Annotated in this window: 5 protein-coding genes and 2 pseudogenes; 5 read left to right on the top strand and 2 right to left on the bottom strand. The window is 71.6% G+C overall.

Annotation, left to right across the window (positions count from 1 at the left end; all coding sequences use genetic code 11):
* A pseudogene (locus Q7T52_RS13700) lies at positions 1-714 on the bottom strand (HNH endonuclease); the annotation flags it as partial.
* A 211-nt stretch (positions 715-925) separates the two neighbouring features.
* On the opposite strand from Q7T52_RS13700, the gene Q7T52_RS13705 reads away from it, so the two are divergent.
* Both Q7T52_RS13705 and Q7T52_RS13710 read left to right on the top strand, forming a co-directional pair.
* Complete coding sequence (locus Q7T52_RS13705; protein ID WP_304803389.1) at positions 926-2,068, top strand: CDP-glycerol glycerophosphotransferase family protein; 1,143 nt, start codon at positions 926-928, stop codon at positions 2,066-2,068.
* Positions 2,065-2,550 (top strand): dihydrofolate reductase, encoded by a 486-nt coding sequence (locus Q7T52_RS13710; protein ID WP_304803391.1) that lies wholly within the window; start codon positions 2,065-2,067, stop codon positions 2,548-2,550. Before Q7T52_RS13705 ends, Q7T52_RS13710 begins: the two co-directional genes overlap by 4 nt.
* Positions 2,551-2,559: 9 nt before the next feature.
* Here the strand turns inward: Q7T52_RS13710 and Q7T52_RS13715 are convergent, their stop codons facing one another.
* The gene (locus Q7T52_RS13715) at positions 2,560-3,150 is read right to left on the bottom strand and encodes a hypothetical protein (protein ID WP_304803393.1); all 591 of its coding nucleotides are present in this window, start codon (positions 3,148-3,150) and stop codon (positions 2,560-2,562) included.
* A gap of 43 nt (positions 3,151-3,193) precedes the next feature.
* Here Q7T52_RS13715 and Q7T52_RS13720 point away from each other — a divergent pair, with 43 nt between their 5' ends.
* From Q7T52_RS13720 to Q7T52_RS13730, 3 genes and pseudogenes are all read left to right on the top strand, one after another.
* Positions 3,194-4,126 carry an LLM class F420-dependent oxidoreductase gene (locus tag Q7T52_RS13720; protein WP_304803396.1) on the top strand — a complete coding sequence of 311 codons (933 nt, stop codon included), beginning with the start codon at positions 3,194-3,196 and terminating at the stop codon, positions 4,124-4,126.
* A complete protein-coding gene (dapA, locus tag Q7T52_RS13725; RefSeq protein WP_304803398.1) occupies positions 4,123-5,025 on the top strand; it encodes a 4-hydroxy-tetrahydrodipicolinate synthase in 903 nt (300 codons plus the stop codon). Before Q7T52_RS13720 ends, dapA begins: the two co-directional genes overlap by 4 nt.
* Positions 5,026-5,039: 14 nt before the next feature.
* Positions 5,040-5,831: pseudogene (locus Q7T52_RS13730) on the top strand (ribonuclease J); the annotation flags it as partial.
* Positions 5,832-5,883: the final 52 nt, after the last annotated feature.

Here is a 5,883-nt window from a genome sequence, read left to right on the forward strand (position 1 = left end):
CCGGCGGACGTTGAGGGCTTCGGTGGAGCCGAGGTCGGCGAGGGTCTGGGCGCCGGACTTCAGGGCGGCTTCGAGGTCGACGGCGTCGGCGAGGTCGAGGGTCGCGGACATCTCGACGGTCCCGGTGGTGGAGGCGGCGTCGAGGTAGACGTCGGCGTGCCTGCCTTCGGCTGCGGCATGGCGGCGGCGTTCTGCCTCCTCAGGGTCGTGCTCGTCGCGGGCGGCGTCCACAGCCCGGTCGATCTGGGTGAACGCGCAGGAGTGGAGGAACGGGGCAAGAGCCTTATCGACCGCGGAGGCGCCGTCGAGGGGCAGCGGCCGGGTCTGGTCGGCGACCCGGAAGGCGAGCCAGACGGGAATCTCGAGCCTGACCACGCGGGCGTAGATCCGCGGCAACCGGTAGCGCAGCTCCAACGCCTTGCCCAGGTAGGCCAGGCCGCTGTCGGAGGAACGGCCGATGGACAGGGCGAGGTCGAGGGCGGCGTACTCGGCGACCACAGGGGCTCCGGTGCCGGCGAGCTGCAGGGGTGGTTCGTCGTTCCAGTCATGAAGCTCGGCAGTCTCGGTGGCGTCGGCGGTGTGGGCGGCAGCCCAGTCGAGGACGGCGTTGAGCTTGTTGACCTCGACCTTGCTGATGTCGAGACAGGCACCGCGGACCGACTCGAGCAGCGGGTCGCTGCTCGCACTCGTGGTGGTCCGCTGGGTGCTGGGCATGGTCTGATTCTAGAGGCGACCACCGACAATTCGATGATGCGTTCGAGGCGGCGCCGGGGTGTCATGGGTGGATCGGTTGCGGGGGTCTCGACGCGCAGAGACTTCGTCCCTGCGGCTCGACCACCGTGGGGTGTAGCCGGGTCAGACGCGTCAGCCGCGGCGCCCGACCACCGTCATGGAGGGTCGAGCCGCCCCCCGATAGGATCGGCAGGTGTCCGAGGTCTCCGTCGTCGCCTACTTCGCCGACGACCCCACGCGCACCTACCAGATCATCCCGTGGCTGCCGGTGCTCGAACGGCTCCACCAGCAGCACCCGGTGGCCCTCGTGCTGCGCGACCCCGACTCGGCCGAGCTCCTCGGCGCCCGGACGACGTTGCCGATCCTGGTGGCGCCGACGTTTCCCGAGCTGACCGAGCTCTACGACACGATCGACGCCAAGGTCGTCCTCTACTGCAACAACTCGCCGGCCAACTTCCAGTCGCTCGTCGACGGGCGGATGCTGCACGCACACGTCAACCACGGCGAGAGCGACAAGCAGAGCATGGCCAGCAACAACGCCAAGGCCTACGACCGCGTGTTCGTGGCGGGGGAGGCGGCGGTGCAGCGGCACACGGCGGCACTGATGGAGTTCGACGCGTCGCGGCTGGTGCGGATCGGGCGCCCCCAGCTCGACTCGCGGGCGGCCGACGCCCTCGCCCCGACAGACCGGCGGACCGTGCTCTACGCCCCCACGTGGGAGGGCGACGCCGACTACAACGACTACACGTCGGTCGAGGTGCTGGGCCGGAGCATCGTCGACGCGGTGCTGGCCGTGCCCGACGTACGCCTGGTCTACAAGCCGCACCCCAAGGTGACGACGAGCCTTCGGCCGTCGATCCGCGAGGCGCACCGCGACGTGCTCGCGGCCGTCGCCCAGGCGCAGGAGGACGAGCCCACGGCCGGCCACCTCGCGGTCGTCGCGGGCGACATCCTCGCGCTGATGCCGGCGTGCGACGCGATGATCACCGACGTCTCGTCGGTCGGGCTCGACTGGCTCTACCTCCGCAACGAGCGCCCGATCCTGCTCACCGACCCCCACCTCGACGGCGACCGGCTGCGCCGCGAGGTGCCGGTGAGCCGCTGCGCCGACGTCGTCGACGTCCACAACGTCGCCGACCTCACCGAGCTCCTCGTCAGCCGTCTCGAGGTCGACGAGCACCACCTCGCCCGGGTCGCGATGCGCCACCACTACTTCGACGACCTCCAGGTCGGCGAGAGCACCGAGCGCTTCGTCGGCGCCGTCGGCGAGCTAGTCGCCCTGCGTGACCGGCTGCGCGGCGTCGACCCCTCCGCCGACGCGGCCCTGCTCGCGTGAAGCGGGTCCTCCTGGTCGCGGCCGTCGCCCGCAACCGCGTCATCGGCCACGGTCCCGACATCCCGTGGAAGATCCCCGGCGAGCAGGCCGAGTTCAAGAAGCTCACCCTCGGCCACGCCCTGGTGATGGGGCGGACGACCTACGAGTCGATCGGACGCCCCCTCCTCGGTCGTACGACGATCGTGCTCACCCGCGACCGCAGCTGGAGCCCGGACCACCCCGAGGTCGTCGTGGTCCACAGCCTCATCGACGCCCTGGCCAAGGCCGCCCTGCTGCCCGAGGGCGAGGTGATCGTCGCGGGTGGCGCGGAGGTCTATGCCGAGGCGATCGGCCTGGCCAGCGAGCTCGTCATCAGCGAGATCCCGCTCGAGCCCGAGGGCGACGTGCTCTTCCCGGTCATCGACCCGAGCAAGTGGGCCGAGTCCGACCGTGAGCACTTCCAGGGCTACGACCGCGTCTGGTACGAGCGCTCCGACCTCTAGCGACGAGCCTCAGAGAGCCGACTCGTGCAGCACGACGTCCCGGGCATAGTGCTCCTCTAGCAGCCGCCGGGTCGACGCCGCAACCGGGTCGGCGGCGGGCGGGGAGGTGTTGACCTGCCCCATCGCCGGTACGTCGACCCCGAGCCGCCCCGCCATCCACGCGGCCGCGACGTCGAGGTGCTCGTAGCGGTAGACCCGCTCGACCGGAGGCCGCCCGGCGCGCACCCGCACGAAGTTGGACGAGCTGCCGAGGTCGACCTCGCCGGCCACGATCCGCTCGGCGAACTCGTCGAACGACACGCCGCCGGTGTGCTGCGGGCTGCCCTCCGACCCCGGCCGGGCGCGGTAGCGCCACCACGAGTGCGCCCAGTCGACCGGCTCGCGCACCACGCACACGAGCTCATAGCTCTCGCGCGGGTGCCCGTAGAACTCCAGCACCGGCACGAACACCCGGTCGAACGTGCGGGCGGTCGCGTGCTTCATCCGGGGCGGTCGGCGTACGACGAGCTCGGCGTGGCGCTGGAACGCGCGCTCCACGGCGGTCGAGCCGGTCTTGGTCATCGCCAGGAAGCAGAACCCCGCGCGCGCCATCGCCATCACGGCCCGAACGCTAGTTGATCGGGTCGCCTGGCAAGGTGGAGGCATGGACCTCCGCATCTTCACCGAGCCCCAGCAGGGAGCCACCTACGACGACCTCCTCGCGGTCGCGCTGCGCGCCGAGCAGCTGGGCTTCGGGGCGTTCTTCCGCTCCGACCACTACCTCGGGATGGGCACTGACGGCCTGCCCGGCCCGAGCGACGCGTGGATCACCCTCGCCGGCCTGGCCCGCGACACCACCACGATCCGGCTCGGCACGCTGATGACGAGCGCGACCTTCCGCCACCCCGGCCCGCTGGCGATCAGCGTGGCGGGCGTCGACCAGATGAGCGGTGGGCGGGTCGAGCTCGGCATCGGCGCCGGTTGGTTCGACGCCGAGCACCAGAAGTACGGCATCCCGTTCCCGGCCACGGGGGAGCGGTTCGACCGGTTCGAGGAGCAGCTCGCGATCATCACCGGCCTGTGGGCGACCGAGGGCGGCTTCACCTTCGAGGGCGACCACTACACCGTCACCGACAGCCCCGGCCTGCCCAAGCCGACCCAGGCCAAGCCGCCGGTGATCATCGGCGGCACCGGACCCCGCCGTACGCCGGCGCTCGCCGCCGCCTACGCCGACGAGTTCAACCTGCCGTTCGCCGACGTCGACACGACCGTCACCCAGATCCAGCGCGTGACCCGGGCCTGCGAGGACGCCGGACGCGACCCGGCCACCATGCGCTGGTCCAACGCGCTGACGGTGTGCGTGGGGGCCGACGAGGCCGAGTTCCGGCGCCGGGCCGAGGCCACAGGGCGCGACGCCGACGACCTGCTGGCCAACGGGGTCGCCGGCACGCCGGAGCAGGCGGTCGAGTCGCTCGCCCGCTACGCCGCCGTCGGGTCCGAGCGCGTCTACCTCCAGGTGCTCGACCTGGCCGACCTCGACCACCTCGACCTGCTGGCCGCCGAGCTCGTCCCGGCTGCCGATAGCCTGGGCCCATGACGCGACCGGCGAACCAGCCCGCGCCGTTCGGCACCGTCCTCACCGCGATGGCCACGGCCTTCCGCCCCGACGGCACGGTCGACCTCGACGCCACCCAGCGCATCGCCCGCCACCTCGTCGACCACGGCCACGACGGCCTGGTCGTCTCCGGCACCACCGGTGAGTCCCCGACGACCACCAAGGAGGAGGACGGCGAGACGCTCGTCGCCGTCCGCGAGGCGGTCGGCCCCGACGTGACGCTCGTCGCCGGCGTCGGCACCAACGACACCAGCACCTCGATCTGGCTGGCCCAGCAGGCCCGCAAGAACGGTGCCGACGGCGTCCTGCTCGTGACGCCCTACTACAACAAACCCGGCCAGCGCGGCATCGTGCAGCACTTCCGCCAGGTCGTCGACGCCGCCGAGCTCCCCGTGATGCTCTACGACGTCCCCGGCCGCACCGGCAGCCAGCTCGCCCTCTCGTCCTACGACGAGATGGCCGGCTGGGAGGAGGTCGTGGCCGTCAAGGACGCCGTGGGCGACCTCCCGCGGGGCAGCCGCCTCATCGACCTCGGCTTCGCCCTCTACTCCGGCGACGACATCCTCAACCTGGCCTGGCTGGCGCACGGTGCCGTCGGCTTCGTGTCGGTCCTCGGCCACGTGTGCGGCGACCAGCTGCGCGCGATGCACGACGCGTTCACCGCTGGCGACCCGGTGCGCGCCCGCGAGATCTACGTCCGGCTCCTGCCCGCGATCGACGCGGTCATGGGCACCCCCAACTACGGCGCCACCACCGCCAAGGCAGGACTCGAGCTGCTCGGCGTCCTCGACAACCGCCGCGTGCGCTCCCCGCTCGCGGCCCTCGACGACGACGAGGTGGCCGACCTGCGCGCCGGCCTGGTCGCGTCGGGTCTCCTCTGACCGTTAGGAACCCCTTGAGCCACCCGCATCCCGAGCTGACCGCTCCGCCCAAGCTGCCGAAGGGCGGGTTGCGCGTCATCCCGCTCGGCGGGCTGGGCGAGGTCGGCCGCAACATGACGGTCTTCGACTACGACGGCCGGCTGCTCATCGTCGACTGCGGCGTGCTCTTCCCCGAGGACCACCAGCCCGGCGTCGACCTGATCCTCCCCGACTTCGGCCCGATCCGCGACCGCCTCGGCGACGTCGAGGCCCTCGTGCTGACCCACGGCCACGAGGACCACATCGGCGCCACGCCCTACCTGCTGCGCGAGCGCCAGGACATCCCGCTCGTCGGCTCCGAGCTCACCCTCGCGCTGCTCGACAGCAAGCTCAAGGAGCACCGCCTCCGCCAGACCGTGCACCACAAGGTCAAGGCCGGCGACCGGCTCATCTTCGGGCCCTACGAGCTCGAGTTCATCGCGGTCAACCACTCGATCCCCGACGCCCTCGCCGTCGCGATCCGCACCGGGACCGCGCTGGTGCTCCACACCGGTGACTTCAAGATGGACCAGCTGCCGCTCGACGGCCGGATCACCGACCTGCGGGCCTTCGCGCGGCTGGGGGAGGAGGGCGTCGACCTCTTCCTCACCGACTCCACCAACGCCGAGACGCCCGGCTTCACGCCGGCCGAGAAGTCGATCACGCCCGTGATCGACCAGGTCTTCCGCGAGTCGACCCAACGCATCATCGTGGCCTGCTTCGCCTCCCACGTGCACCGCGTCGAGCAGGTGCTCGACGCGGCGGTCGCCCTCAACCGCAAGGTCGGCTAGGTTGGGCGCTCGATGGTCCGAAAGTTGTCGATCGCCCGCGACCTCGGCT

It is taken from the genome of Nocardioides sp. (assembly GCF_030655615.1).
GTDB lineage: Bacteria > Actinomycetota > Actinomycetes > Propionibacteriales > Nocardioidaceae > Nocardioides.